The 22,756-nt window shown below is 64.3% G+C and carries 18 protein-coding genes; 11 read left to right on the plus strand and 7 right to left on the minus strand.

Translation table 11 applies throughout. The annotated features are described in order from the left end of the window. On the minus strand, window positions 1–1,929 hold the full coding sequence (locus FJ954_RS29435) for an autotransporter assembly complex family protein (RefSeq protein ID WP_140665341.1): 1,929 nt from the start codon (window positions 1,927–1,929) through the stop codon (window positions 1–3). A gap of 280 nt (window positions 1,930–2,209) precedes the next feature. Between FJ954_RS29435 and FJ954_RS29440 the strand changes: the two genes are divergently transcribed. From FJ954_RS29440 to FJ954_RS29475, 8 genes are all read left to right on the plus strand, one after another. Beyond that, complete coding sequence (locus tag FJ954_RS29440; RefSeq protein WP_140665344.1) at window positions 2,210–7,690, plus strand: alpha-2-macroglobulin family protein; 5,481 nt, start codon at window positions 2,210–2,212, stop codon at window positions 7,688–7,690. 212 nt (window positions 7,691–7,902) lie between these two features. After that, window positions 7,903–9,990 carry a penicillin-binding protein 1C gene (pbpC, locus tag FJ954_RS29450; protein WP_181177944.1) on the plus strand — a complete coding sequence of 696 codons (2,088 nt, stop codon included), beginning with the start codon at window positions 7,903–7,905 and terminating at the stop codon, window positions 9,988–9,990. A gap of 18 nt (window positions 9,991–10,008) precedes the next feature. Beyond that, entirely contained in the window at window positions 10,009–10,554 is a 546-nt protein-coding gene (locus FJ954_RS29455) for a M15 family metallopeptidase (RefSeq protein WP_281407739.1), read from the plus strand. Next, a complete protein-coding gene (locus FJ954_RS32315; protein ID WP_281407740.1) occupies window positions 10,452–10,727 on the plus strand; it encodes a M15 family metallopeptidase in 276 nt (91 codons plus the stop codon). The genes FJ954_RS29455 and FJ954_RS32315 overlap by 103 nt, the downstream gene beginning before the upstream one ends. Window positions 10,728–10,951: 224 nt before the next feature. Then, window positions 10,952–11,980, plus strand: a complete 1,029-nt coding sequence (locus FJ954_RS29460; protein WP_015317128.1) for a sulfate ABC transporter substrate-binding protein — start codon at window positions 10,952–10,954, stop codon at window positions 11,978–11,980. 22 nt (window positions 11,981–12,002) lie between these two features. Continuing rightward, the gene (gene cysT / locus FJ954_RS29465) at window positions 12,003–12,854 is read left to right on the plus strand and encodes a sulfate ABC transporter permease subunit CysT (protein WP_140665350.1); all 852 of its coding nucleotides are present in this window, start codon (window positions 12,003–12,005) and stop codon (window positions 12,852–12,854) included. Then, window positions 12,847–13,731 carry a sulfate ABC transporter permease subunit CysW gene (cysW, locus tag FJ954_RS29470; RefSeq protein ID WP_015317126.1) on the plus strand — a complete coding sequence of 295 codons (885 nt, stop codon included), beginning with the start codon at window positions 12,847–12,849 and terminating at the stop codon, window positions 13,729–13,731. The genes cysT and cysW overlap by 8 nt, the downstream gene beginning before the upstream one ends. Before the next feature lie 12 nt (window positions 13,732–13,743). Continuing rightward, window positions 13,744–14,784 carry a sulfate/molybdate ABC transporter ATP-binding protein gene (locus FJ954_RS29475; protein WP_140665352.1) on the plus strand — a complete coding sequence of 347 codons (1,041 nt, stop codon included), beginning with the start codon at window positions 13,744–13,746 and terminating at the stop codon, window positions 14,782–14,784. A 44-nt stretch (window positions 14,785–14,828) separates the two neighbouring features. Here FJ954_RS29475 and FJ954_RS29480 read toward each other — a convergent pair whose 3' ends face one another. Together FJ954_RS29480 and FJ954_RS29485 are read right to left on the minus strand one after the other, a co-directional pair. Further along, window positions 14,829–15,314 (minus strand): GNAT family N-acetyltransferase, encoded by a 486-nt coding sequence (locus FJ954_RS29480; protein ID WP_140665417.1) that lies wholly within the window; start codon window positions 15,312–15,314, stop codon window positions 14,829–14,831. After that, entirely contained in the window at window positions 15,314–15,595 is a 282-nt protein-coding gene (locus FJ954_RS29485; protein ID WP_140615516.1) for a DUF1778 domain-containing protein, read from the minus strand. Before FJ954_RS29485 ends, FJ954_RS29480 begins: the two co-directional genes overlap by 1 nt. A 245-nt stretch (window positions 15,596–15,840) precedes the next feature. On the opposite strand from FJ954_RS29485, the gene FJ954_RS29490 reads away from it, so the two are divergent. From FJ954_RS29490 to FJ954_RS29500, 3 genes are all read left to right on the plus strand, one after another. Then, window positions 15,841–16,827 (plus strand): sulfate ABC transporter substrate-binding protein, encoded by a 987-nt coding sequence (locus FJ954_RS29490; protein WP_140665355.1) that lies wholly within the window; start codon window positions 15,841–15,843, stop codon window positions 16,825–16,827. Between the two features lie 252 nt (window positions 16,828–17,079). Then, complete coding sequence (locus FJ954_RS29495; protein WP_023769580.1) at window positions 17,080–17,529, plus strand: Rrf2 family transcriptional regulator; 450 nt, start codon at window positions 17,080–17,082, stop codon at window positions 17,527–17,529. Window positions 17,530–17,539: 10 nt separating this feature from the next. Then, window positions 17,540–18,688 carry a hypothetical protein gene (locus FJ954_RS29500; RefSeq protein WP_140665358.1) on the plus strand — a complete coding sequence of 383 codons (1,149 nt, stop codon included), beginning with the start codon at window positions 17,540–17,542 and terminating at the stop codon, window positions 18,686–18,688. On the opposite strand, the gene FJ954_RS29505 is transcribed toward FJ954_RS29500, so the two are convergent. The 4 genes from FJ954_RS29505 to FJ954_RS29520 are packed head-to-tail and all read right to left on the minus strand — an operon-like array spanning window position 18,683 to window position 22,741. After that, window positions 18,683–19,231, minus strand: a complete 549-nt coding sequence (locus FJ954_RS29505) for a gluconokinase (protein WP_140665360.1) — start codon at window positions 19,229–19,231, stop codon at window positions 18,683–18,685. The genes FJ954_RS29500 and FJ954_RS29505 overlap by 6 nt on opposite strands. Window positions 19,232–19,233: 2 nt before the next feature. After that, window positions 19,234–20,220, minus strand: a complete 987-nt coding sequence (locus tag FJ954_RS29510) for an ABC transporter permease (protein WP_015317118.1) — start codon at window positions 20,218–20,220, stop codon at window positions 19,234–19,236. Beyond that, window positions 20,217–21,197, minus strand: coding sequence for an ABC transporter permease (locus FJ954_RS29515; protein WP_140665363.1), 981 nt, complete (start codon window positions 21,195–21,197; stop codon window positions 20,217–20,219). The genes FJ954_RS29510 and FJ954_RS29515 overlap by 4 nt, the downstream gene beginning before the upstream one ends. Then, window positions 21,194–22,741: a sugar ABC transporter ATP-binding protein gene (locus tag FJ954_RS29520; protein ID WP_140665365.1), complete on the minus strand. Its 1,548-nt coding sequence runs from the start codon at window positions 22,739–22,741 to the stop codon at window positions 21,194–21,196. The genes FJ954_RS29515 and FJ954_RS29520 overlap by 4 nt, the downstream gene beginning before the upstream one ends. Window positions 22,742–22,756 lie beyond the last annotated feature (15 nt).

Here is a 22,756-nt window from a genome sequence, read left to right on the forward strand (position 1 = left end):
TCAGAACGCCTGTCCGATGCCGGCATAGATGCCGAAATGCGGATCACCTGGATCGCGGTTGAGCGGCACGGCCGCGTCGATGCGCAGCGGCCCGAACGGCGTGACGTAGCGCAGGCCGACACCGGCGCCGACCTTGACGTCGGAGAAATTGGGAACCGACTTGGTCGACACGGTGCCGGCATCGACGAACGGCACGATGCCGATCGTGTCGGTGACGGCGATGCGCATCTCGACCGAAGTCTCGAAGAAGGACAGGCCGCCGATCGGCTGGCCGGTGAAGTCCTTCGGGCCGATGCCCTGATAGGCATAGCCGCGCACCGAACCGCCGCCGCCGGAATAAAAACGCCGGTCGGCCGGGACGTTCTGCAGCCCGGTACCGACGATCGAGCCTACCGCGACACGTTCGGCCAGCACGAACTTCGAGGCCGTGTCCAGCGATTGATAGGCCGACCCTTCGCCCTTCAGCTTGAGGAAGGCCGCACCGCTCAAAATGTCGTAGCTCGGCTCGGCATAGGCCAGCAAACGGAAGCCGGTGGTCGGATTGAGCCGGTTGTCTCTGTTGTCATAGACATACTGCAGCGGAATGCTGGCGATCAGGTATTTGTGCTTGCCGAAGGCGTCGTGAATGCGCGAATAATCGAGCGCGACCTCGGCCGACACGGTCTGCTTCTTGTCGAGTTCATAAGACAGGCCGGTGCTGCCCTTGACCGAGAAATGGTCGTAGGCGTCGGGATGTTCCAGCACCGTCTTGACGCTGGCGAAAAACTTCGACGCCGGCCCGATGACGCCGGGTTTCTCGAACATGACGCCGGCGTTGTAGTTCAGTTCGGACAGATTGTTGCTGCCGATGCCGCTGATGGCACCGTCGATGCGCAGCTTTTCGGCACGGCCAAACAGGTTGCGATGGCCCCAGTAGCCCTCCAGGCCAAGCCCCTCGGTGTTCGAGAATGTGCCGCCCAGCCCGAAATAACGCGGCTTGCGCTCGCTGACCTGAACGCCGATCGGGATGTTGCCGTCGGCATCGAGCTTGTCGGCTTCCTTGAAGGTGACACTGTTGAACACCTCGAGCGCCAGCAGCCTGTCGCGCGCGTCGCTGATTTCCTGCGGCGAGTACTGCTTGCCGCGCTTCAGCCCAGTCATGTATTCGGTGAAGTCGCGGTCGACCTTCTCGGTGCCTTCCACGGTGGTCGCGCCATAGCCGGCTACCGGCCCGGCCGCGACCGTCAGCGTCACGTCGAGCGTCGATGTGGCGTGGTCGGCGACGATCTGCCGGCCGGTCACCTTGGCCAGCGGCCTGCCCTGCTCCTTCAGCGTCCGCACGATCAGCGCCTCGGCCTTGAGCACAGCGCCCGATCCGGCGTCGCCGCCTGCTATCAGCCCATAATCGGCGCTCATCAGCCCCGCCGCGTCGCCTTCCAGCCTGATGTTGCCGAGCGTGAATTTGGGGCCGGCCGAGATGGTGATCGCCACCGGAATGGGCTGCGGCCCCTTAAATTCGGCGTCCGGCGGCAATTCGTCGAGCGGCTTGCCGTCAATGGTGACGGTGACGACGCCTTCATAACGGGCATCGGCATAAAGGGCGGCGACCAGCTGTTCACGGTCGCTGCGTGCCTTGGCCATCAGCCCGAGCGAGCCCGAAACCGGCCGGTCCTCGTCGCCTTTCAGCGCCGAGGCGTTTTCGAGCTTCTTGACCAGGTCCTTGTCGGCATCGGGCGCGGAGATGGTCACCGCATAGCGCAGGGGATCGACAATGTCGGCGTCCTCGTCGCTGGACGACCCCCACAGCTTGATGCCGAAAAGCTCGAATGCGGCCGTCGGCCTCGATTCGCAAAGCAGCGCCATCGAGCACATCATGGCCAAAAGCAGGGCGCGCGGAAGCACGCGCCCTGGCGCGATCCCTCCTGACATCTGCTCTTCATACGCCGGCATTAAGACAACCTAGTTCGTAAAACTAAAATTGGAATGAAGTTCTGAAGCGCTCGTAAAGGGGCCACAATCCAATTGTCTGAAATAGGACGGGCTTGGAATTCACACCTTCTGCGTTTCCGCAAGAAAGCGTGATCCCCTTTCCCATGGAGGTTACTGTCCGCATACCGGTCCTTGGCCGGAAAATAAACCGTTGGCAGGCGGCACCTGCCGCGTTCGCGCGTTGACAAGCCCGACTGAAGCTTGATCATGCCCGGACGTCTGCAATTGTCTGGAGGGTGTAATGGCAATGCGCGCGGCTCGTGGTCTGTCGATTCTCGTCCTTTTTTTCCTTGCCTGGGGTAGCGTCGCGCAAGCGGCCGAGGCCCGGCGGATCGCGACGACGGACAATTCCGATTATTTCGGCTTCGATCTCCGGTCCGACCAGAACGTCACGCTCGACCAGTGCAAGACGACATGCCTCGGCGATCCGGCCTGCCGCGCCTTCACCTACAACACCAAGGCAAAATGGTGCTTTCTCAAATCCGACTATAATCAGTTGAAATCTTTCACCGGCGCGGTCGCCGGCAAGGTCGTCAGCATAGACGGCGATCCCGACATCGGCGCGCCGCCGGAACTCGCCTTCTTTCCCAACTGGATGGCCGACCAGGCCCAGCAATACCGCAACAAGCTGCTCGGCCCGGCCTTCGACAAGCCGACAGAGGGCATGGCGGCGCTGACCAATGCCGCCGAACAGGCCGTGTTGACCGGCGACCATCGCTCCGCCATGCAGAAATACGAGGCCGCGGTCTCGGTCATGCCTGACGATGGCCAGCTCTGGCTCAAGCTGGCGCGCGAAACGCTGGCCGTGCAGCCTGCCGCCAACACCTCCGAAGCCTCGACTTTGCCGGCAAACGGCACGTCGGCCGCCTTCAACGCCTATAAGCTGCTGCGCACCACCAAGACGCGCGCCGAAGTGCTGGCGCTGCTCGGCAACGGTCTCGACAAGCGCGATCTCTACCGGCCGGCGCTGCAGGCCTATGAGGCCAGCCTTGCGCTGGAAAGCTCGCCCGCGGTCCAGGCCGACTATGCCGATCTGAAGGCCCGCAAAGGGTTCCGCGTTGTCGATCACAGCATCGATGCCGACACCAGCGCGCCACGCATCTGCGCGCAATTCTCCGAGGACCTGGTCAAGACCGGCGTCGACTACGCGCAGTTCGTCACCGTCGACAACGCGCCGCCCAAGGGCGTCGAGGCCAAGGACAAGCAGATCTGCGTGGAGGGCCTGGAGCATGGCCAGCACTACGACGTCACCTTCCGCGCCGGCCTGCCGGCGGCGATCGGCGAAGTGACCGCCGCCCCCGTGGTGCTGTCGATCTACGTACAGGACCGCGCGCCGTCCGCCCGCTTCACCGGCGACAGCTTCGTGCTGCCGGCCGGCGCGCGCCGCGGCATCCCGGTCGTCACCGTCAACATGAACGCCGCCGAAATGAAGCTCTACCGCATCGGCGACCGTTCGCTGGCGCAGCTTCTGTCGGGCTACCAGTTCCTGCACCAGCTCGACGGCTATGACATCTCCAACATTTCCGAGCAGATGGGCGCACCGGTCTGGCAGGGCCAACTCGACATCGGCAACGACCTTAACAAGGAAGTCACCACCTCCTTCCCGGTCGACGAAGCGCTGCCGCAGCGCAAGCCCGGCGTCTATGTGCTGACCGCGCAGCCCGTCAACGACAAGAGTGACGACTACGGTTCGCTGGCCACGCAGTGGTTCGTCGTCTCCGACATCGGCCTGTCGACCTATACCGGCCAGGACGGGCTCAATGTCTTTGCCCGTTCGCTGGGCAGCGCCAAGCCGATTGCCGGCGCCGAACTGACGCTGGTTGCCAGGAACAACGAGGTTCTCGGCATCGCGACGTCGGATGCCGACGGCCACGCCGTCTTCAACCCCGGCCTGACGCGCGGTGACGGCGGCATGGTGCCGGCCGTGCTGATGGCCAAGCAGGGCGATAATGACTTCGTCTTCCTCGACATGGCCAAGGCCGGCTTCGACCTGTCCGACCGTGGCGTCACCGGACGCGCGGCACCAGGCGCGCTCGATGTCTATGCCTGGACCGAGCGCGGCATCTACCGCGCCGGCGAGGACGTCCATGTCGCCGCCCTTGCCCGCGATGGTGCGAGCAAGGCGGTCGAAAACCTGCCGCTGACCTTCATCTTCTCGCGCCCCGATGGCGTCGAGGACCGCCGCATCGTCAGTGACGGCGCCTCGGCCGGCGGCCATGCCGTCGACCTGCCGCTCGAACCCAACGCCATGCGCGGCACATGGTCGGTGTCGATCCACACCGATCCCAAGCAGCCGGCGGTGGCCAGCCAGATGTTCCTGGTCGAGGACTTCGTGCCGGATCGCATCGAATTCGACATGAAAGCCGACAAGCAGGAGATTGCGCGGGGCGAAACCGCCAACATCGACATTGACGGCCGCTTCCTCTATGGCGCGCCAGCGGCGGGCCTGGCGCTGGAAGGCGAGTTGACGCTGTCGACCTCTCGTGACTGGGACCGCTTCCCCAACTTTTCCTTCGGCCTCGCCGACGAGCAGTCGGCGGAGCCGACGGTCACGCCGCTCACCGACCTGCCGATGGTTGGCGATGACGGCAAGGCGACCTTCCCTGTTGCCGTCGACCAGTTGCCCTCGACCACCAAGCTGGTCAACGGCAAGGTGACGGTGCGCATGCGCGAAACCGGGGGCCGCGCCATCGAGCGCTCGCTCAACATCGGCATCCGCCCGCAAGGCCAGATGATCGGCATCCGACCGGACTTCGCCGATGGCGAAGTGCCGCAGGGCGGCACCGCCAAGTTCAGCCTGATCGCCGTCGATCCCAACGGCAAGCGCGAGGCGCTGAAAGGCGCGCAGTGGACACTGGTCAAGGTCGAACGCAATTACCAGTGGTACCGCTCCAACAACTCCTGGAACTACGAGCCGGTCTCCTTCACCAAGTCGATTTCCAACGGCCAGGTCGACCTCGGCGCCGACGGCGACGCCACCGTCTCCGTGCCGGTCGATTGGGGCCAGTACCGGCTCGAGGTCGAGACATCCGATCCCGAGGGGCCGGCGACCAGCTACGAGTTCGACGCCGGCTGGTATGTCGCCTCGACGACCACCGAAACGCCTGATGGCCTGGAGATCGCGCTCGACAAGGACAATTACGCCGCGGGCGAAGTGGCGAAGCTGAAAATCTCGCCGCATTTTGCCGGCGAACTTCTGATCAACATCGGTTCCGACAAGCTGTTGAAGACCATAACGGCGACCGTACCGGCAGGCGGCAGCACCGTCGATATCCCCGTCGGTGACGATTGGGGTGCCGGCGCCTATGTTACGGCAACCCTGTTCCGGCCTGGCGATGCGCAGGAAACGCGCATGCCGGCCCGCGCCATCGGCGTGAAGTGGCTGACGGTCGATCCGGGCGCCAAGAAGCTCGCCATCACGCTGACGCCGCCCGACAAGACCGTGCCGCGCCAGCAGCTATCGATCCCGGTTTCCGTGGCCGGAGTGCAGCCGGGCACGAACGCCTATGTCATGGTTGCCGCCGTCGATGTCGGCATCCTCAATTTGACCAACTACAAGGCGCCGGATCCGGAGAACTGGTTCTTCGGCCAGCGCATGCTCGGCATGGAGATCCGCGACATCTACGGCCGCCTGATCGATGGCTCGCTGGGCACCACCGGCAAGCTCCGGACCGGCGGCGACGGCGCCAATATGCAGGCGCAGGGCAGCCCGCCCACCGAAAAGCTGGTTGCCTTCTTCTCCGGCATTGTCCAGCTCGATGCCGACGGCAAGGCGCGGATCGACTTCGATATCCCGCAGTTCAACGGCACCGTGCGCGTCATGGCCGTCGCCTGGACCAAGGAAGCGGTCGGCCATGCCCAGGCGGACGTGATCGTGCGCGATCCCATAGTGATTACCGCCGGCCTGCCGCGCTTCCTGGCGCCTGGCGACAACGCCGTCATGCGCCTCGACGTGGCCGACACCGACGGCCCGGCCGGCGACTACGCGCTGTCGATCGATACGACGGGCGACCTGTCGACGGGCGACAAGCCCCTGCCCCAGAAGCTGACGCTCGCCCAGGGCAAGCGCCAGACGCTGACCGTGCCGCTAATCGCCAGGACAGCGGGCAATGCCTCGCTCACCATCAAGCTGGCGCACGCCGACGGCACCAAGGTCGAGCAGACGCTCTATGTGCCGGTGCGCCCGGCGCAATTGCCGGTCACCACGCGCCTTGTGGTCGACCTCAAGGGCAATGGCGGCGCGCTGCGCGTCGACAAGGAACTCTTGGCGGCCAGCCTGCTCGACGGCGCTTCGGTCAGTGTCGGCGTTTCGCAGGCGGCAGCCTTCGACGTGCCCTCGCTGCTGATGACACTTGATCGCTACCCCTATGGCTGCGCCGAGCAGACCACCAGCCGCGCCATGCCGCTTCTCTACGTCAACGAGATGGCATCCGGCGTCGGCATGGAAAGCGACCCTGACCTGCACGGCCGCATTCAGGATGCGATCTACAAGGTCCTGAGCTACCAGTCATCGAGCGGCAGCTTCGGCCTGTGGGGTCCGGGCTCCGGCGACCTGTGGCTCGACGCCTATGTCAGCGAATTCCTGACCAGGGCGCGGGAGCAGAAATACGACGTGCCGGCTCTGGCGATGAACCAGGCCCTCAACAACCTGCAGAACTCGCTCGGCTACGACCAGAGCGTACAGGACCGCGGCAGCGAGATCGCCTACGCCCTCTATGTGCTCGCCCGCAACAAGAAGGCCTCGATCGGCGATCTGCGCTATTACGCCGACACCCAGCTCGAAGCCTTCTCGAGCCCGATGGCCGTTGCCCAATTGGCGGCGAGCCTGGCGCTCTACGGCGACACGCAGCGTTCAGAGGCGACGTTCAAGACCGCGCTGCAGCTCGCCAAGTCGAGCACGGAGTACGACTGGTACCGCTCCGACTACGGTTCGGCGTTGCGTGACGGCGCGGCGATGCTGTCGCTGGCGGCGGAATCGAAGCCGGTATCGACCATCGTGCCCGAGCTGATCAAACTGGTGACCAGGGAACGCGCCGAAGCCCGCTGGACCAGCACCCAGGACGATTCCTGGATGCTGCTGGCGGCGCGCGCGCTGAAGGAGGGCAACGACTCTATCGCGCTCACCGTCAATGGCGCGCCGCATTCCGGCGGCTATTCCAACCAGGTCAACGGCTCCGAGCTTATCGACAGCCCGCTCGAAATCGCCAACACCGGCAAGACCCCGCTGCAGGCCGTCGTCACCACCGTGGCGTCGCCGATCCAGCCCTTGCCGGCCGGCGGTGACGGCTTCACCATCAGCCGCACCTACTACAAGCTCGACGGCACTGAAGCCAATGTGACCGAGGCAACCCAGAACGAACGCTATGTCGTCGTGCTCAAGGTCACCGAGCAGAACAGCTGGCCGTCGCGCCTGCTGGTCACCGACCTGTTGCCGGCCGGCTTCGAGATCGACAATCCAGGCCTGGTCTCCAGCGCCCAGTTGACGAACTTCTCCTGGCTGGCACAGACCGACGCCGCGCATCTGGAATTCCGCGACGATCGCTTCGTCGCGGCATTCAACCCGGCCGATGGCGACCACGACCACAATCTGACGCTTGCCTATGTCGTGCGCGCCGTGACGCCGGGCACCTATGCCCATCCGGCGGCAACGGTGGAGGACATGTACCGTCCGCAATATTCGGCCCGTACAGCTACCGGCATGATGGAGATCAAGGCACCGTAAGGTGCCTTGGCGGAAATGAACGTGAGGTTCGCGCCGCCCCTCATTGCCCTGCCGGGCATTTCTCCCCGTATAGAGACGGGGAGAAAGAAGCCTGCACCAAAGCTTTCGCCAGCTTTAAACGTCGCAGGAAAGGCGCCAATGCATGCCACAGCTCCCTTCTCCCCGTCACTAAACGGGGAGAAGGTGGCGGCAGCCGGATGAGGGGCGGCGCCATGCTTTCCAAGAAACTCCTCCGTCGCGCTGCCATCGCAGTTGCCTCCCTTGCCGCCTTCTTCACGATTGCCGCCGCCCTCTGGCAACTCGACCGCGCCTTCCCGCCCCCGCTTCCTGAAAGGCTCACCGTCTCCACGGAAGTCCAGGACTGCGACGGCCAGCTGTTGCGCGCCTTTGCCACACCGGACGGCTACTGGCGGCTGGAAACCCGGCTCGACCAGGTCGACAAGCAGTTCGTCGACATGCTGGTCACCTATGAGGACAAGCGCTTCTGGGACCATGAGGGGGTCGACGTGCTGGCGCTGGCGCGCGCCGCCGGCCAGTTCGCAACCAGCGGCCACATCGTCTCCGGCGGCTCGACCCTGTCGATGCAGCTCGCCCGCCTGATCGAGCCGCGCGAGAGCCGCAGCCTCGGCTCCAAGCTCAAGCAGATGCTGCGGGCCATCCAGATCGAGCGGCGGTTGTCGAAGCGCGAGATCCTCGAACGTTATCTCACACTGGCGCCCTATGGCGGCAATCTGGAGGGCGTGCGTGCCGCTTCGCTCGCCTATTTCGGCAAGGAGCCAAAGCGGCTCACCGTTTCCGAAGCCGCGCTTCTGGTGGCCCTCCCGCAACTGCCGGAAAAACGCCGCCCTGACCGCAACCTGCAGATCGCCCACGCGGCTCGCGACCGTGTGCTCACCCGCATGGTCTCATCAGGCCTGATCGGCGAACGCGAGGCGGCACGCGCGGCGCTTGACGATGTGTTGGGCCTGCGCCGGCGCTTGCCGGCGCTCGCCCCGCATGCCTCTTACGCCATGCTGCCCAAGGCCGTCCCCGGCCAGCCGCTCAAGCTGACGATTCGCAAAAGCGTTCAGCAAGGACTGGAACAGGTGGCCCGCGACGCCGCCACCAGGCTCGGGCCGCGTCTGTCGGTCGCCATGGTGCTGGCCGATGCCCGCACCGGCGACATTCTGGGCGAAGTCGGCTCGGCCAATTTCTTCGATTCCAGCCGTTCCGGCTGGATCGACATGACCAAGGTCGTGCGCTCGCCCGGCTCGACGCTGAAGCCGTTCATCTATGGCCTCGCCTTCGAACAGGGACTGGTGGCGCAGGAGACGCTGATCGAGGACAGCCCGGTCGATTTCAGCGGCTACAGACCCAAGAATTTCGACATGGGCTATCAGGGCGATGTCTCGATCCGCCAGGCGCTGCAATTGTCGCTCAACGTCCCGGCGATCCGGGTGCTCGACGCGGTCGGTCCGGCGCGGCTGACGGCGCGCTTCCGCCAGGCGGGCGTCAACCCAATCCTGCCGGTCAATGAGGCGCCGGGGCTGGCCATCGGGCTTGGTGGCGTCGGCGTCACGCTGCGCGACCTCGTCCAGCTCTATACGGGGCTCGCCAATGGCGGCAAGACGCACTCGCTGCGCGACGGCACCGAACCGGCCAATGCCGTGAGTTCGACCGCCACCATCCTCAGCGACCAGGCCAATTGGCAGATCATCGACATCCTCTCCGGAGTAAAACCGCCGGAAGGTGCCTTGCAGCGCGGCATCGCCTACAAGACCGGAACCTCCTACGGCTACCGCGACGCCTGGTCGGTGGGCTTCGATGGCCGCTATGTGCTGGGCGTCTGGGTCGGCAGGCCCGATGCCGGCGCGGTGCCGGGCCTCTCCGGCTATGTCTCGGCCGCCCCGATCCTGTTCGAAGGCTTTGTCCGCTCGGGCCTCGCCACCGTACCGCTGCCAGGCAAACCGCCCGGTGCCTTCACACCCAAGCGCGAGGACCTGCCTGTGACGCTCGCCCGCTTCGGCGCCGGCGCGGATGGCCTGGTGCAGGCGACGCCGACCGAACCCGCGCCGAGCATCATCTTCCCGCCGGACGGCGCCCGCGTCGATCTCTCCACCAACTCGGCCGACGCCTCGCCGCTGGTGCTGAAATTGCAAGGCGGCCGCGCCCCGTTCCGCTGGCTGGCCAATGGCAAGCCCCTCATCGGCCTCGACCGCCGCCGCACCGCGACCTGGCTGCCCGACGGCGCGGGCTATTCGACGCTCACCGTCATCGACGCCGCAGGACGGGCTGCCAGTGTGAAGGTCTTCGTCCAGTGAAAGCGATCCTTGAATAGAATGCGCCAGACGATTCAGCGCATTGGCTTTTGTGCGCTGATGATTGCCGGCTCGGCCCTGCCGGCGCCTGCCGATCCCCTCCCCGCGGGTTTCGTTCGCCTCGCCGAAGTCGCGCCATCGATCCGCCAGGACATTCGCTACGCCAACGCCGACAATTTTCTGCACCGCAAGGTGAATGGCTATGACGCGCCGGTCTGCATTTTGACCCGGGAGGCCGCCGAGGCACTTTCCAGAGTCCAGCGGGCGATCGCCACCAGAGGCCTGACGCTGGTCGTCTTCGACTGCTATCGCCCTGCCCGCGCCGTTGCCGACATGGGCGAATGGACGGCCGCGGGTGGACCGGACCCGCAATGGTATCCGAAGGTCAAGCGTGGCGATCTCATCGCCAAGGGCTATGTCGCAAACTGTCCAGTCATTCGCGCGGCTCGACCGTCGATGTTGCCATCGCGCCTGTCGACAGTACGCCCGTGCCGAAACCGGCCTGCGGCGCGATCGATGCCGACACCCTCGATTTCGGCACCGGCTTCGATTGTTTCGACCCGATGAGCGAGACCGCGCGTCGCCCGCTCGGCGCCAAAGCTGCGGCAAACCGAAAGCTGCTCGTCGATGCCATGCGTGCTGGCGGGTTCAAGAACTACGCGCGCGAATGGTGGCATTTTGCGCTGGCCCGGGAGCCATTTCAAAAGCAGCGCTTCGATTTCCCGGTGACCGTCGAGTAACCTGCCCAACCAGCCTTGCCCAACCAGCCTTGCCCGGCAACCGCGCATCCCTAGATAGGCCGGATGGTGGGCCGACTCCGGCGCGGAGCGACCGCGAGCAAAATAGTTCTCACAACAGCGACAGATCGCCGAAGATTTTCTTCAGAAGGACAAAAAAGGCAACATTCAATGCATCTTATTTCTATCAATTAGCTAGATTTGGCGCGGGTTCAACGGAGGCAGAAATGACCAAACCTCATTTCAGGAAACTGCTCGGCGCACTGGTCGCCACATCTATCCAGTTCGGCACGCTCGGTTTCGCATTTGCCGACACCACCATTCTCAATGTGTCCTACGACCCGACGCGCGAGCTCTACAAGGCCTATGACGAGGCCTTCGCCGCGCATTGGAAGGCGGAGACCGGCGAGACGGTGACCATCCAGCAGTCGCATGGCGGATCGGGTGCCCAGGCCCGCGCGGTGATCGATGGCCTCGACGCCGATGTGGTGACGCTGGCGCTCGAAGGCGACATCAACGCCATCGTCTCGAAGTCAAAGAAGATCAATCCAGACTGGCGCACCAAATTCGAAAACAATTCGGCGCCCTACACCTCGACGATCATCTTCCTTGTCCGCAAGGGCAATCCCAAGGGCATCCACGACTGGAACGACCTCGTCAAGGACGGTGTCCAGGTGATCACGCCCAACCCCAAAACCTCGGGCGGCGCACGCTGGAACTATCTCGCGGCCTGGGCCTATGCCAACGCCAATGATGGCGGCGATGAAGCCAAGACCAAGGACTTCGTCGGCAAGCTCTACGCCAATGCTCCCGTGCTCGACACCGGCGCGCGCGGCTCGACCGTGACCTTCGCGCAAAAAGGCCTGGGTGACGTGCTGATCGCGTGGGAAAACGACGCCTATCTGGCGCTCGACGAGTTCGGCGCCGACAATTTCGACATCGTTTATCCGCCGACCTCCATCCTGGCCGAGCCACCGGTGGCCGTGGTCGACGCCAATGTCGACGCCAAGGGCACACGCAAGGTGGCCGAGGCCTATCTGAGCTACCTCTATTCCAAGGAAGGCCAGACCATCATCGCCAAGAACCATTATAGGCCGTCCAAGCCCGAACTGGTTCCGCCCGAGGATCTCGCCAAGCTGCCGCCGATCAAGCTGATCACCATCGACGATCCGCTTTTCGGCGGCTGGAAGAAGGCGCAGCCTTATCATTTCGGCGACGGTGGTATATTCGACCAGATCTACAAGCCGGCCCAGTGAGCTAAACCTAGATCGGGACGACATGACCACAGCACCCGCGTGGGCGGGGTGGCGGTTCAGACAGCCGAGCGTCATTCCGGGTTTCGGATTGACGCTCGGCTTCTCGCTTGCCTACCTCACCCTCATCATCCTCATCCCGCTATCCGGGCTGATCTGGCGTTCGGCCGCTCTCGGCTGGGTCGATTTCTGGGCCATCGCCACCGATCGCCGCACGATCAACGCCCTTCGAATCAGCTTCGGCACGGCGTTCATCGCGGCTGTCGTCAATGTCGTCTTCGGCACGCTCGTCGCCTGGGTGCTGGTGCGCTACCGTTTTCCGGGCCGCCGCATCGTCGACGCCATGGTCGACCTGCCCTTCGCCCTGCCGACGGCTGTGGCCGGCATCGCGCTGACCACGCTCTACGCGCCGAATGGCTGGATCGGCAAATTGCTGATGCCGCTCGGCATCAAGGTCGCCTACACGCCGCTCGGCATCGTCATTGCGCTGATCTTCATCGGCCTGCCCTTCGTCGTGCGAACCGTGCAGCCGATCATGGAAGAGATCGACAAGGAAGTGGAGGAAGCCGCCGCCACCCTCGGCGCCAGCCGCTTCCAGATCATCACCCGCGTGCTCTTTCCCGGCCTGGCGCCGGCCATCATCACTGGCTTCTCGCTGGCCTTCGCGCGCGGCGTCGGCGAATACGGCTCGGTCATCTTCATCGCCGGCAACCTGCCCTACAAATCCGAGATCGCGCCGCTTCTGATCGTCATCCGGCTCGAGGAATACAATTACCCGGCGGCGACCGCGATCGCCGCGATCATGCTGGCGCTGTCGTTCATCATGCTGTTGATCGTCAATCTGGTGCAGACATGGAGCCGCAAGCGCTATGGCTGATCCCGAGATCAAATCCTACGAACCGTATCATGAGAGCCGCTCGGCGGCGGTGACCGAGAGCCGGCCGGCACGCGCCGTGCTGATGGCCATCGTCTTCGTCTTTCTCGCCGTCTTCCTGCTGCTGCCGCTGATCATCGTTTTCAAGGAAGCTTTCGCCAAAGGCGTTGGCACCTACCTGCAATCGCTAAGCGATGCCGACACGCGTTCGGCGATCCGCCTGACCTTGCTGGTGGCCGCGATCTCGGTCCCGCTCAACATCGTCTTCGGCATCTCGGCCGCCTGGGCGATCGCCAAGTTCGAGTTCAAGGGCAAGGCCTTCCTGACCACGCTGATCGACCTGCCCTTCTCGGTCTCGCCGGTCATTTCAGGTCTGGTCTACGTGCTTCTGTTCGGTGCTCAGGGGTTGCTCGGCGAGTGGCTGAAGGCACATGGCATCCAGATCCTGTTCGCCGTTCCGGGCATTGTGCTGGCCACCGTCTTCGTCACCTTCCCCTTCGTCGCGCGCGAGCTTATCCCGCTCATGCAGGAGCAGGGCAATGGCGACGAGGAGGCGGCGCTGTCGCTTGGCGCCAATGGCTGGCAGGCCTTCTGGTACGTGACCTTGCCTAACGTCAAATGGGGCCTGCTCTACGGCGTGCTCCTGTGCAATGCGCGCGCCATGGGCGAGTTCGGCGCGGTTTCGGTGGTGTCGGGCCACATACGCGGCCTGACCAACACCATGCCGCTGCATGTCGAAATCCTCTACAACGAGTACAACGCCGTCGGCGCCTTCGCCGTTGCTTCCTTGCTTGCCGGGCTGGCGCTCGTAACGCTGGTCTTGAAAACACTGCTCGAGATGCGCTACGGCGCCGAACTCGCCGCGACGCGCGGACATTAGAAGGTTCATTGCATGGAAGTTCGCGTTGCCAACGTGCGCAAGGAGTTCGAGCGGTTTCCGGCGCTCCACGATGTCTCGCTCGACATCAAGTCGGGCGAACTGATCGCGCTGCTCGGACCGTCCGGCTCCGGCAAGACGACGCTGCTCAGGCTGATCGCCGGGCTGGAGCGCCCGACGCGTGGGAAAATCTTCTTTGGTGACGAGGACGCTTCGCAGAAATCGATCCAGGAGCGCAACGTCGGCTTCGTCTTCCAGCACTACGCGCTGTTCCGCCACATGACGGTGGCCGACAATATCGGCTTCGGCCTCAAGGTGCGGCACGGGCCGACGCGGCCGTCGACCGCCGAAATCCGCCGCCGCGCCTCCGAGCTTCTCGATCTTGTCCAGCTTTCAGGGCTGGAGAAGCGCTATCCGGCGCAGCTTTCGGGCGGCCAGCGCCAGCGTGTGGCGCTCGCCCGCGCCATGGCCATCGAACCCAAGGTGCTGCTGCTCGACGAGCCGTTCGGCGCGCTCGATGCGCAGGTGCGCCGGGAACTGCGTCGCTGGCTGCGCGAAATCCATGACCGCACCGGCCACACCACCGTCTTCGTGACCCACGACCAGGAAGAGGCTTTGGAGCTTGCCGACCGCGTCGTGGTGATGAGCCAGGGCCGCATCGAACAGGTCGGCACCGCCGACGACATCTACGACACGCCGAACTCGCCTTTCGTGTACGGCTTCATCGGTGAATCCAGCTCCCTTCCCGTCAAGGTCGAGAATGGCGAGATCTGGCTGGCCGACCGTCCGATCGGATTGTCGGCGCCGCATGCGCCCGAGGGCGACGCGATGCTCTACTTCCGGCCGCATGACGTCGAACTGCTGGACGGCTGCAGCGGCTGCATCGCCGGCACCGTGGCCGCCAGCCGCCGCGTCGCCGGCACAAGGCGCGTCGAGCTCGAGATCGGCGGCGAACGCCAGCGGGTCGAGATCGAACTGCCGGTCGATCATCCGGCGGCGCAGAAGAGCCGCGTGGCGTTCCGGCCGGGGCGCTGGAAGCTGTTTCCGGCTGCGTAGCGATAGGACCGCCGTCAATCCCTATCCCGGTCGAGGGCGGCCGCCTACCCTTTCACCAGGCCTTTCAACGACAGCACCAATGTCATGGGATTTTTCGGGGAAGCCGCAAAGCCATGGCGCTCATAAAAGGCTTTCGCTTCGTCCGATATCGCATGAACAAAAATTCCGCGTATCCCGAGGATCGTCGCGGCTTGACCGGCGCGCAGGACGGCATCTTGCAGAAGCGCTGCACCCAGTCCCTTCCCTTGCCAGCCTGTGTCCACCGCGAGACGCCCGAGCACGACCATTGGAATGGGATCCGGCATGTTGCGCCGAACAATGCCGGGCGCTTCCGCCAGGTCAAGCCCGCCCGAAGACAGGCAGTAGTAGCCGACAACGCGTATGCCTTCCGCGACCACATAAGTACGAGATGCGCCACTGACCTGGTTGGCCCGTGCGCGGCGGCGAAGCCATTGGTCGAGACTTTCCGTTCCGCTTTGGAAAAGTTCGAGATCGTGGTTCTCGGCCAGCGGCGTGGGCGCCGACAGCATCAGTCCTGCCATGGCTTGGGCACGTTCATAAGACGCGCAAAACCTTCCCCGCTTGGCGGTTCATCGAGGATGTCGAGATAGTGCCGGTAACTCTGGGCATCCACCTTGATCAGTGTTTGGTCGAGGAGCGTATCCTCGGCCGCGCGGTAGGCGGCATCGATCATGAAATCGGAACGGGTTTTCCCGCGTAGCTTCGCGGCGCGGTCAATCAGTATGCGCATATCCTCGCGAATGCGCAGATTGACAGGCTTAGCGTGAGTTTCGGCTGCGGCTTTCGCCATGGAGGGCTCCTTTCCTTCACCATAACATGCCGCATACACAATGTGTATCTATTTGTCCTTTCCATTGGGAAAAGGTTGACGTGAACCGAGCTCCAATATGATGCCGCTCAAAAGAAAAACCTAGGATCAGCCTGTCTAGGAAACGGTTTTCTAGCAACGGGTGCCAAGCCCTGAATCTATGCCTCGCCGCCCCTTTGTACCCTCGCTATGCTCGAACGATAAAACATTACATCCGGAGCCATTTCATGAAGCGATTTTTCCTCGGCGTTGCCGTCGCAGCCGGCCTCATCCTCGCATCCTCCCAGGCTTGGTCGGCCGACAAGCTGCTCAACGCCTCCTATGACGTCGGCCGCGAACTCTTCGTGCAGGTCAACAAGGCCTTTATCGCCAAGCATCCGGGCGTCAGCGTCGACCAGTCCCATGCCGGCACCTCGGCGCAGGCGCGCGCCATCGCCGAAGGCCTCGGGGCCGACGTCGTCACCTTCAACCAGGTCACCGATGTCGACTTCCTGGTCAAGAAGGGCCTCGTCTCGGCCGACTGGCAGAAGGATTTTCCAGACAACGCCTCGCCCTTCTATTCGCTGCCTTCGTTTCTCGTCCGCGCGGGCAATCCCAAGCACATCAAGGACTGGAACGACCTGGTGCGCGACGACGTGCAGGTGATCTTTCCCAATCCGAAGACGTCGGGCAATGCGCGCTACACCTATCTGGCGGCCACCGCCTACGCCAAGGAAGCCTTCAAGGGCGACGACGCCAAGGTGAAGGAGTTCATCACCAAGCTGTTCAACAACGTGCCGATCTTCGACACCGGCGGGCGCGCCGCGACAACCACCTTCGTGCAGCGCGAGATCGGCGACGTGCTGATCACCTTCGAATCCGAGACGCGCGGCATCCGCAAGGAATATGGCGACGACAAGTTCGAGCAGGTCACCCCTTCGGTCAGCCTGCTGGCGGAATTCCCGGTGGCCATCGTTGACAAGGTCGCCGACGAACACGGCACGCGTGACCTCGCCAAGAGCTATCTTGACTTCCTCTATACGCCCGAGGGCCAGGGCATCGCCGCCGAGAATGGCCTGCGCGCACGCGACGCAGCTGTCGCGGCCAAATACAAGGCCGATTTTCCGGACGTGCGCCTGCTGACGGTGGAAGACGTCTTCGGCGGTTGGGACAAGGTCCAAAAAGAGCATTTCGCCGCCGGCGGCCTGCTCGACCAAGCTTATGGCAGCCGGTAAAGTCTCAGCGGTCCGATAGAAAGATCAGGAGAGCCGGCCCGGGGCCGGTTTTTCTTGTTTAGGCAGCCGACAGGGCAAATCCGGCGCCCTTCGTGCAAAACGTTACGAACAATCAACGCGTATGTGCCAAACATGCCTTTCCAATGGCTTGTTTTCGCGAAACGGCAGCGTGTGGAAGCAATGCCGTCATCATTTGCACACAAACAGCCGCCAGATGCGGGGTGGTTGGGGCTTCAACGGGTTGACTCGGGCATGCTGACGAAAAAAGGCAAATACGGCCTCAAGGCCCTCGTGCATCTTTCAAATCTTCCGGTTGGCCAATTGGCCTTCGTCAACGACATCGCCGTCGCCAACAACATCCCGAAGAAATTCCTCGATGCCATACTGGGCGAATTGCGCAACGCCGGCTTCGTCCAGAGCCGCAAGGGCAAGGAAGGCGGCTATCGCCTCGCCCGCCCCGCTTCCGAGATCAAGATCGGCCATGTCGTGCGCGTGCTCGACGGTCCGCTGGCGCCGATACCTTGCGCCAGCCGCACGCAGTACCAGCGCTGCGAGGATTGCGACGAAGCGACCTGCCAGGTCCGGCACATGATGCTGGAAGTGCGCCAGGCGATCGCCGAGGTGCTGGACAACCGCAGCCTCGCCGCCATGCGCGATGCCGACAACGACGATTTTCCGGTCGAGTTGACATCCCAGATCTAGAGCCGGGCGAATGAGGCTGTCGAGGTTCACGAAATCCCGAAAAGCCCGCCGCAAGCCATCGGCAGCCAGCTTCCGCACCGAGATCATCGCCGACGTCTTTGTCCCCGAATATGCCGAGGACGTGCGGTTCTTCAGCCGCAAGCAGCTTAACGCCGGCAAGCTCCGCCGCTTCTCCGCCAGGGATCTTCGCGAAAGTCTGGCCGCCCTCTTCTATCTCGCGGTCGCGGCGGTGCTGCCGGTGCGCTGGTGGTCGCCGATCTGCGATTGGGCGTCGCGGTTTCGCCTGAAGCGTCATATGCGCAAGGATTTCCCCGGATATGCCGCCGCAACCCGCGCGGTGCTCGGCAGCGACATCGATGCGCGCAAGCTGTTCGAGGCATTGCTCGCGGCGCGCCATCGCCGCCGCATGCAACTTGCCGCGCAGCTGGTCGCCCGTCGCTGGAGGCCGGCGATCCGGCTGGAAGGGCTCGAGGACTTGCAGGCCGCTTTGCAACGCGGCCATGGCGCGATCCTCTGGTGCGATCAGTTCACCGCCCAGACAATGATCGGCAAGCGCGCCATGCATGAGGCCGGCATCGAAGCGCATCAGGTCAGCGTCAACACGCATGGCGTTTCCGAGACGGCATTCGGCCAGCGCTTTCTCAATCCGCCAATGGTTCGTGTCGAGAACCGGTTCCTGAAAAGCCGGATCGTCTTCGACCGTGACGACGCCTATCAGGTCACCATCCGCATTCAGAAGATGCTGAGGCAGAACGGCGTCGTGATGATGACCAACACAATCCACGCCGGCTCGACCTTCACCGAAACCGCGCTTGGCGAAAGCGGCTGGACGCACCTTGCCTCGGCACCGGCGAATTTCGCCGCCCGCGGCAAAACGGCCCTGTTTGCGATGTCGACCTTCGAGGTCGTTCCCTTCCGGGAATATCGCGCCGTCTTGAGCCCCGAACTGGTGCCGGCGGCACCGATGCTCCCGGCAGCGGACACAATCAGGGACGGAGCCAAGAACATGGCCCTGCAGGCACACTACATCCTGCTCAAACGCGACCGCCTGCTGCAGGCGCTGAAAGAGTGCCCCGAGCAGATGATGTCCTGGTCGCGCCATGAGCGGTTGACGGAAGCCCAGGGCGGCATCGGCATCAGCGCCGAAGAAGGCTCATGACGGGCATATCAAGCGCATTGCCTGGGCGACGAGTTCGTCGACCGGCCGTGTCGCGTCGAGCGTCAGTGCCCGCTCGTCTTGCCCCGGCGGCTCAAGGATGGCGAACTGGCTGTCAACCAGGCTTGCCGGCATGAAATGGCCCTTGCGGTTGCCAACGCGCCGCCGCGCGGTGGCGGGATCGATCTCCAGATAGAGGAAGACGATATCAGGGCAAAAACCGCGCAGGCGCTCGCGATAACCGCGCTTCAGCGCCGAGCAGGCGGCGACCACACCTTGCCGCTTGCCGATCGATGCCTGGATCTGCTCGCCGATCGCGTCGAGCCAGCCTTCGCGCAGTTGATCGGTGAGCGGTTCGCCGCGTGCCATGCGGGCGACGTTTTCGGGCGGATGCAGCCTGTCGCCCTCGATGAAGACGGCACCGAGCGCGGTGGCCAGCGCGATGCCGACGGCTGACTTGCCGCAGCCGGCGACACCCATCACCACGATGGCCGCTGGCGCCAAACCGGAAGCGCCCATCGGCGCCTGCGCTGCGTTTTCGTCCACCGTCAGCGGCTCGCCGGCGCGCGGCCATAAAGCAGGAGCATGGCGACGATGACGACGCCATAGATGATCTGCCGTCCCGCCTCCGGCATCTGCATGACCGAGAGGATGGATTGCAACAGCGTGATCAGGATCACGCCGGCGACGGTGCCGAGATAGGAGCCGCGCCCGCCCAGGATCGAGGTGCCGCCCAGCACCACGGCTGCGATCGACGGTAGCAGATAGGCATCGCCCATCGACTGCGCCGCCTTGGAGGCGTAGCCGGCCAGCAGCACGCCGCCGAAGGCGGAGAGCCCTCCGGAGACGGCGAAGGCGATCATCACCACGCGTCTCGTGTCGATGCCGGAGAGATAGGCGGCACGCTCGCGGTTGCCGATGCCATAGACCGCGCGGCCGAAGCCGGTGCGCGTCAGCACGAACACCATCGCGATCCCTATAAGCGCCCAGATGATGACGGCGTTGGGGACGCCTGGAATGGTGAAGCCGGTGGCCAGGTAGCGCATGGCGCCGGTCGCCGAATCCTGTGGCGAGAAGCCGCCGGTATAGACCACCATCAGCCCTTGCGCGACGGCATTGGTGGCGAGCGTGATGATCATTGAGGGAATGCGCAAATAGGCCACGCCGATGCCGTTGACGATGCCGATCAGCACGCCGCAGAAGATGCCGAACGGGATCGCCAGCACCACCCCGGCCGGACCGTAGGCGGCCGCCGCGCAGGCCATCATCGCGCCCGCCGCCACCGACCACGGCACCGACAGGTCGATCTGGCCGAGCAGGATGACCAGCATCATGCCGGTGGCGATGACGCCGAGGAACGAGGCCACCTTGAGCTGCTGCAGGAGATATTCAGGCGACAGGAAGCTGCGTGAATAGAGACTGCCGACCAACAGCAGCACCACGATGCAGGCAAAGGCGGTCAGCACCGCCGGGTCGGCGCGGCGGATGAATTTCGGCATGCGGCCGGCAATGCCGCCCAAGGTCGTCTCGCTCACAGGAACCACTCCAGCCGGTTGCGGACCCGAAACAGGGCGAAGGCGCCGAGGCTGACGGCGACCAGCAGGATAACGCCCTGGAACAGCGGCTGCCAGAGCGGATCGAAGTCGAACACGAACAACAGGTCGCCGATGGTGCGGAAGGCAAGGGCGCCGAAGATGGCGCCGATGGCGCTGCCCTTGCCGCCGAACAGCGACACACCACCCAGCACGACCGCCGCGATCGAGAACAACGTGTAGGAGTTGCCGCTCGCGTAGGCAGCCTCGCCCGTATAGGTGAAGAAGGTGAGGAACAGCCCGCCGATCGCCGCCAGCAGCCCGGCCAGCGTATAGGCGGCGAACTTGCCGCGCCGGATCGGCACGCCGGACATATAGGCCGCCGTTTCCGAAGAGCCCGCCGCGTATGCCGCGCGGCCAAGGATCGAGCGGCTGAACGGCACCCAGATCACCAGCACGATGGCGAGCAGCACCACCAGGCTCGCCGGCACAAAGCCGAACACGCGGCCGGTCAGCGCGTCGGCCAGGTCCTCATTGACCGAACCGCCCGGGAAAGGTCGCAACAACAGTCCGATGCCGTAGTAGACAGCCCCGGTGGCGATGGTGGCGACGATCGGCTGCAGCCGCCCATAGATGACGATGGCGCCGTTGACGGCGCCGCACAGAAGGCCCGCCACAAGCACGGCGATGACGCCGAGCGTGGTCTGCATCGGCGTGCCTACCACCAGCCAGGAGGCCAGGCAGTTGGTGAGCAGGAAGATCATGCCCACGGACAGGTCGATGCCGGAGGTGATGACGACCAGCGTCTGCGCCATGGCGACAAAGGCAAGCAGCACGCCCTTGTTCGCCGCCGTCTGCACGACATTGGCGGTGAAGCCCGCCGGGTGGTTCGAGGTGTAGATGACGAACATGACGATGAAGATGCCGAGAGCCAGCAACGTTCCGCGCTGCTCGGCCAGCCAGTAGCGCCAGTCTTTCACACGCTTGCTCCCAGGCCCACCGGGCTCTCCTCGCCATGGATGTTGAGCGCGCTCGCTATAAGCGCCCGCTCGGTGATCTCGCCGCCGACCAGCTCGCGCTTGACGGCGCCGTCATAGAGCACCAGGACCCGGTCGCAGCAGCCGATCAGTTCGTCATAGTCGGTCGAATAGAACAGGATCGCCGCGCCCGCATCCGCCAGCTTGCGCATCAGCTGATAGATCTCCTGTTTGGTGCCGACATCGATGCCGCGTGTCGGGTCGTTGAGCAGGATGATGCGCGGCTGGCGCATCAGCCATTTGGCGATCACCACCTTCTGCTGGTTGCCGCCCGACAGCGCGCCGACCGGAATGTCGAGGCCCGCCGTCTTGATCGCCAGCAGGCCGACCATGTCGTCGATCAGCCGCTGTTCGGCGGCGCGATCGATGATGCCGCCTTTCGACAGCCGGTCGAGCGCGGCGAAAGACAGGTTTTCGCGCACCGTCATCGGCAGCATCAGTCCTTCGGTCTTGCGGTCCTCCGGGATGAGCGCCATGCCGACGCTATCCTCGCGGGCCGCTGCCGGGCTGGTGATCGTCACTGGCTTGCCGTCGATCAGCACCTCGCCGGAGAGGCCGCGCAGCACACCGAAGAAGGCGAGCAGCAATTCGCGCTGGCCTTGGCCGTCGAGCCCGCCGAGGCCGACCACCTCGCCTGCCCTGACCGTCAGCGAGATATCGTGCAGCCGGTCGGCCCAGGACAATTTGCGCGCCTCGAGCCGGGGGGCGGCGCCAGTGGGTGCCGCCGCCGGCTTGGGCGGAAAAATATGGCTATATTCACGGCCGATCATCAGCTCGACCACCTCGTTGTCGCTCTTAGAGCCGGCCTCGTAGCTGGCGACATTGCGGCCATTGCGGAACACGGTGCAATGGTCGGCCAGTTCGGCGATCTCATTCATGCGGTGCGAGATGTAGAGCAGCGCCAGCCCTTCCGAGCGCAGTCGTTTCAAGACGCCGAAGATCTTCGCGACATCCGCCGCCGTCAGCGCCGAGGTCGCTTCGTCGAGGATGAGGATGCGCGGTTTCCTGGCCAGCGCCTTGGCGATCTCCACCATCTGCCGTCGTGACAGCGGCAGGTCCTTGACCAGCGCCAGCGGATGGATGTCGCCGGCACCCGCGCGCGCCAGCGCATCCTCGGCGATGCGCCGCTGCGCCCTGCGGTCGATCATGCCGAAGCGTTTTGGCGGATCGGAAATGACGATGTTGTCGGCGACGCTGAGTTCGGGGATCAGCGACAGTTCCTGGAAAATGCAGACAATGCCGGCCTTGTTCGCCGCACCCGGCGACGCGAAGGTCACCTCGCGTCCGTCCAGCGTCATTTGGCCCTCGTCGGGCGCCACGACACCGGCCATGACCTTGATCAGCGTCGATTTGCCAGCCCCGTTTTCACCGAGAATGGCGTGGATGCTGCCGGCCTCGACCGTCAGTTCGGCCTTTTCCAGCGCCCGCACGCCGCCATAGCGCTTGGAAATGCCTTCCATGCGAAAAAGTGGAACCGCACCGTCCATCAACCCTCCCCAGGG

Source organism: Mesorhizobium sp. B2-3-15 (genome assembly GCF_006442875.1).
GTDB lineage: Bacteria > Pseudomonadota > Alphaproteobacteria > Rhizobiales > Rhizobiaceae > Mesorhizobium > Mesorhizobium australicum.

Excerpts from the sequence above, each read along its gene's own strand:
- FJ954_RS29435 (WP_140665341.1), bottom strand. The coding sequence starts at position 1,929 with ATGCCGGCGTATGAAGAGCAGATGTCAGGAGGGATCGCGCCAGGGCGC.
- FJ954_RS29440 (WP_140665344.1), top strand. The coding sequence starts at position 2,210 with ATGGCAATGCGCGCGGCTCGTGGTCTGTCGATTCTCGTCCTTTTTTTC.
- pbpC (WP_181177944.1), top strand. The coding sequence starts at position 7,903 with ATGCTTTCCAAGAAACTCCTCCGTCGCGCTGCCATCGCAGTTGCCTCC.
- FJ954_RS29455 (WP_281407739.1), top strand. The coding sequence starts at position 10,009 with ATGCGCCAGACGATTCAGCGCATTGGCTTTTGTGCGCTGATGATTGCC.
- FJ954_RS29460 (WP_015317128.1), top strand. The coding sequence starts at position 10,952 with ATGACCAAACCTCATTTCAGGAAACTGCTCGGCGCACTGGTCGCCACA.
- cysT (WP_140665350.1), top strand. The coding sequence starts at position 12,003 with ATGACCACAGCACCCGCGTGGGCGGGGTGGCGGTTCAGACAGCCGAGC.
- cysW (WP_015317126.1), top strand. The coding sequence starts at position 12,847 with ATGGCTGATCCCGAGATCAAATCCTACGAACCGTATCATGAGAGCCGC.
- FJ954_RS29475 (WP_140665352.1), top strand. The coding sequence starts at position 13,744 with ATGGAAGTTCGCGTTGCCAACGTGCGCAAGGAGTTCGAGCGGTTTCCG.
- FJ954_RS29480 (WP_140665417.1), bottom strand. The coding sequence starts at position 15,314 with ATGCTGTCGGCGCCCACGCCGCTGGCCGAGAACCACGATCTCGAACTT.
- FJ954_RS29485 (WP_140615516.1), bottom strand. The coding sequence starts at position 15,595 with ATGGCGAAAGCCGCAGCCGAAACTCACGCTAAGCCTGTCAATCTGCGC.
- FJ954_RS29490 (WP_140665355.1), top strand. The coding sequence starts at position 15,841 with ATGAAGCGATTTTTCCTCGGCGTTGCCGTCGCAGCCGGCCTCATCCTC.
- FJ954_RS29495 (WP_023769580.1), top strand. The coding sequence starts at position 17,080 with ATGCTGACGAAAAAAGGCAAATACGGCCTCAAGGCCCTCGTGCATCTT.
- FJ954_RS29500 (WP_140665358.1), top strand. The coding sequence starts at position 17,540 with ATGAGGCTGTCGAGGTTCACGAAATCCCGAAAAGCCCGCCGCAAGCCA.
- FJ954_RS29520 (WP_140665365.1), bottom strand. The coding sequence starts at position 22,741 with ATGGACGGTGCGGTTCCACTTTTTCGCATGGAAGGCATTTCCAAGCGC.